We start from the raw sequence: 4,484 nt of genomic DNA, 5'->3' as shown, positions 1-4,484 counted from the left end.
GGCATGGACCTGTGATCCACCCGCCGCCCCGGCACCGAAGCCGGCAGGCACGGCACTGGGCGTGCTCGTGGAGGCCGGAACCCCGGAGGCCGCGCCCTCGCTGATCCTCCGGGACAGCGCGTTCGTGGGGCCGTTTGATCGCGCCGTCCGGACCCGGGGCGGCGCCACGGTCCGCCTGGAGGGCGTGTGCGTCCAGGGAGCCCGGATGGCGCTGAGCCAGGAGGGCGGCACGGCCGAGGTCGAACGGGCGCGGGTCTCGGGAGGCACGGGCACGGCGTTCTCCACCGTGGAGGGCGCGCTGACGCTGGTGGACGTGCGGGTCCAGGGCCACGAGTACGGCGTGACGGCCAACCGGGCCCGGCTGTCGGTGCGGGGCTTCACCTCGGAGCACGCCACGCGCGCGGGCCTGGGGCTCACGGCGGCCACCGGGCTCCTGGAGGACGTGGTCGTGAAGGACGCGGGCAACTACGGCGCGCTGCAGCTCACCGCCTCGGACCTGGAGGTGCGGCGCTTCCGCCTGGAGGGCTCGAGGGAGTACGGCGTGGTGGCGCTGCAGGGCCGCGTGCGCCTGCGGGACGGAGTCATCACGGGCGTGAGCACCGCGGATGGCATCGCGGGTGACGGGCTCCACCTGCGCAACGTGGACGCGGACGTCGACACCGTGACCGTCGAGGGCGCCAGGGGCTCGTGCGTGCTGGCCTCGCAGCGGGCGAAGGTGGCGCTCCGCAAGGCCCGGCTCTCGGGATGCGGGCTCGCCGCGGTGGCGGTGGACTCGCGGGCCACCCTGACGTCACGCAACATCGACGTGCGTGACACCTCCGGCTCCATCCTGCTGGCCATCGAAGAGGGCCAGTTGCAGGTGGAGGACCTCACCGCGAAGGACGCTCAAGGCGAGCTCGTCTCCACCGACTGCGAGGGCCAGACGCGCGTCCACCTGCGCCACGTCGACGCCAGCACCACGCGAGGCCTTCGCGCCCCCTGTGTCCAGCTCGACGCCCGCGCGCCTCAGCCCTGAGCGGGCGCGGACGTGGGGGGCAGGGGCGTGGCGCGCTGCTCGAGCCACTCGCGAATGACGGGGTAGACCTCCTCGGGCGCGCCGGTGCCGAAGATGAGGTCCCCGTGGCCGTAATCCATCTTGTCCCCGCGGTCCCGGCCAAAGACGTGCAGGGTGCGATCCGGCGACGTGAGCAGCGCGTACTGCGCCTCCACGTTGGCCGAGGTGGCCAGGCGGTCCGCGCTGCCGCCCATCACCAGCACGGGCAGCTGGAGCTTCGCGATGCCCGCGCGCCAGTCCGTCTTGCGGTCGTAGGAGCGGAACGCGTCGTGGGAGATCCAGTCCTGGAACTGGAGCAGCACCTTGCGGCTCATCGCCGCCATCATGTTGACGGACAGCTGCCGCAGGACGCGCGGCGGGACGTGCCGGGGATTCACGACGATGTCCGACAGCGGCAGCGCGAGGTAGCCCAGGAAGGGCGCCATGCTGGCGCTCACCCACGACTGCCGGATGCTCCCGGGCCACGCCGCGCGCACGCCCAGCGAGATGAGCGTCCGCAGGAACGGCTCGGACTTGAGGTACACCGGCGCTCCCAGCTCGAGCAGGCCCGCCAGCTTCACGCCCTCGGGCCCCTGCGCCACGCCGTACCCCACCAGGCCTCCCAAGGAGTGGCCCAGCCAGAACGCCTGCTTCGCGCCGGTCTCCTTCAGCGCCAGCTCCAGCAGGGCCGGCCCGTCGTGGGTGATGTGGTCGTCGACGGTGAAGTCCGTGGGCCGCCGTCCCCTGGGCGGACGCTGCGAGTGCCCCGTGCCGCGCCACTCCACGCTGAAGCAGTCGAAGCCGGCCTCGGTGAGGTAGTGGGCCACGGAGTAGGGCGGCTCGAAGTCGAAGGTGAAGCGGTTGGCCGCCAGCCCGTGGCACAGGAGGACGGGCTCCGCGAAGCGGCGCACCGGCGCCCGGCGGGCGTGCACGGTCAGTTCCCACCCATCCGCGCACTTCACGCGCAGCATCTCGGGAAGGGGCCCCTTGAGGCGATACCACCGCCGCACGAGCAGCACCCACGCCACGTTCACCAGCAGCAGGACGGCCGCCGCGGTCAATCCCCACAGGGCCCACTGCCCGTACGGCATTTCTCCTCCCATGCGACCGGGGACTGACTCCGGCGCGAATAAAACCCTGCTAAGGTCCGTTCCCTCGCCGTTTCTGCCACATGGGCAGCCGACCACCTGGGGAAGTCGAGGGAACGATGAAGCTGCGGAAACTGATGTTCGTGCTCCCGAACCTCTTCACCGTCACTTCCATCTTCTGTGGCTTCTACGCCATCACCCTGTGCTCGGGTGAGGCTGAACCGGTGCAGCTGTACCAGGCGGCCCTGGCCATCCTCTTCGCCATGTTCTTCGACGGGTTCGACGGACGGGTGGCCCGCCTGACGAAGACGCAGAGCGACTTCGGCATGCAACTCGACAGCCTCGCGGACGTCATGTCCTTTGGCGCGGCGCCGGCGCTGCTCGTCTACAAGTGGGCGTTGGCCCCCATGGGCTTCTGGGGCCTGTTCATCTCCTTCGCGTTCATGGCCTGCGGCGCCATGCGGCTGGCGCGCTTCAACGTGCTCGCCATGCGCAACCCGCACGGCGGTGGCGGAAGCTTCTTCGTGGGGCTGCCCATCCCGCTGGCGGCCGGCGTGCTCGTCTCGCTCATCATCTCCCACCACGTGGCCACGCAGGGCGAGGCGCTCGGTGACGGCGCGCGCCTGCCGGTGGCGGTGGCGGTGGGCGCCCTGTCGCTGCTGATGGTGTCCACGGTGCGCTACCGCACCTTCAAGGACGCGCGTCCCAGCCGCAAGACGGCGCTCGTCTTCATGGTCATGGCGCTCGCGGGCGCGTTCATCGCCCAGCGCTTCCACCCGGCCTGGGTGCTGGTGACGTACTTCGCCGCGTACCTGCTCATGGGGCTGGTGGAGTCCGCGGTCTCCGTGCGCAGCCGGCTGGCGTCGCGCAAGGTCGGCGCCGTCGCGGCGGTGGTGGTGGCGGCCGGGCTCGACGAGGACGACGACGAGGACTCCGAGCCCAACGCCACCACGGACGACGGTCCCGCGTTCCTCTGAGCAGTCAGGCGCGGGAGCCGGGACGCGGGCCGTGCTGGCCGCTAGGATGCCCGGCCCATGCGCGTCGAGCTGCTGTGCACCGGTGACGAGCTCGTCACCGGCCTCATCACGGACACCAACAGCACCTGGCTGGAAGCCCGCCTCTTCGACCTGGGTGTGAAGGTCGAACGGGTCACGGTGGTGGGCGACGTGCGTCCGGACATCACGGGCGCGCTGCTGGAGGCCTCGGCGCGCGCGGACGTGGTCATCGTCTCGGGAGGCCTCGGCCCCACGTCGGACGACTTCACGCTGGAGTGCGCCGCCGCCGCCGCGGGCGTGTCCATGCAAGAGGACGCGCGAGTGCTCGGCTGGTTGAAGGAGCGCTACGCCGCGCGGGGCATGGCCCTGAATCCCGGCGCCCTGCGCATGGCGCGCATCCCCGCGGGCACCGAGCCGGTGCGCAACCCACAGGGCTCCGCGCCGCTGGTCATCCAGCGGTTGGGCCGAGCCCACCTGTTCTTCCTGCCGGGTGTCCCGCGCGAGTACCGCGCCCTGGTGGACGGAGAGGTATTGCCGCGCGTGCGGACCTGGCTCGCGGCGGAAGCCCACCGGACGTTCCGGGCCTTCCGCCTGCTGCGAACCGTGCGCCTGCCCGAGTCCGTGCTGAACGAGCGGGTGATGCCCCTGGCCCCCAACCATCCCCGGGTGGTGTTCGGCTTCCGGACGCACGCGCCGGAGAACCACCTGAAGCTGATGGCGGAGGCCCCCTCGCAGGCGGAGGCGGACGCCGCGCTCGCCGCCGCGGAGACCGCGTGCCGGCAGGTGCTGGGCACGCACGTCTACGGCGCGGATGGCCGCGAATACGCGCCCGTCCTCCTGGACCTGCTGGCGCGGGGCGGCCATACGCTGGCGGTGGCGGAGAGCTGCACGGGAGGCCTCATCGCGCAGCAGCTCACGGCCATCCCGGGCTCCAGCCAGGTCTTCATCGGCGGCGCGGTCGTCTACTCGGAGAAGATGAAGTCCGCCTGGGTGGGCGTGCCCGCGGACGTCCTCGCGAAGCACAGCGCGGTGTCCTCCCAGACGGCGCTCGCCATGGCGGAAGGCGTCCGCGCCGCATGTGGCGCCACGTTCGGCCTGTCCGTCACGGGCTACGCGGGACCCGGCGGAGGCACGCCCGAGGACCCCGTGGGCACCGTGTACTGCGGACTGGCCGGCCCCGGCATGGAGCCCCGCTGTGAGCGCATCTCGCTCGCGGGTGACCGGGACCGGGTCCGCCTGTTCGCCGCGTCCCACGTGCTGGAAATGTTGAGGTTGCACCTGCTCGCCGCCCCTGTGTCGCCATGAGCCGCTCCAAGTCAAAGCGTCCCCGTCCTTCCTCCGTGGAGACACCGTCCCCGGTGCCCCCGG

3 protein-coding genes and 1 pseudogene are annotated in these 4,484 nt (G+C 71.9%); 3 read left to right on the top strand and 1 reads right to left on the bottom strand.

Going from position 1 to position 4,484, the window contains the following annotated elements; genetic code table 11:
* Positions 1–1,015: pseudogene (locus D7X55_RS43680) on the top strand (hypothetical protein); the annotation flags it as partial.
* Here the strand turns inward: D7X55_RS43680 and D7X55_RS36455 are convergent.
* A complete protein-coding gene (locus D7X55_RS36455; RefSeq protein ID WP_120550459.1) occupies positions 1,006–2,124 on the bottom strand; it encodes an alpha/beta fold hydrolase in 1,119 nt (372 codons plus the stop codon). The pseudogene D7X55_RS43680 and the gene D7X55_RS36455 overlap by 10 nt on opposite strands.
* Positions 2,125–2,240: 116 nt before the next feature.
* Between D7X55_RS36455 and pssA the strand changes: the two genes are divergently transcribed.
* Together pssA and D7X55_RS36445 are read left to right on the top strand one after the other, a co-directional pair.
* A complete protein-coding gene (gene pssA, locus D7X55_RS36450; RefSeq protein WP_121725441.1) occupies positions 2,241–3,098 on the top strand; it encodes a CDP-diacylglycerol--serine O-phosphatidyltransferase in 858 nt (285 codons plus the stop codon).
* Between the two features lie 57 nt (positions 3,099–3,155).
* Positions 3,156–4,421: a CinA family nicotinamide mononucleotide deamidase-related protein gene (locus D7X55_RS36445; protein WP_121725440.1), complete on the top strand. Its 1,266-nt coding sequence runs from the start codon at positions 3,156–3,158 to the stop codon at positions 4,419–4,421.
* Positions 4,422–4,484 lie beyond the last annotated feature (63 nt).

The sequence above is a fragment of the Corallococcus sp. AB049A genome, from assembly GCF_003668885.1.
GTDB classification, from domain to species: domain Bacteria; phylum Myxococcota; class Myxococcia; order Myxococcales; family Myxococcaceae; genus Corallococcus; species Corallococcus interemptor.
The sequence above is the reverse complement of the archived record's forward strand: the minus strand, read 5'-3'. Positions and strand labels throughout refer to the sequence as shown.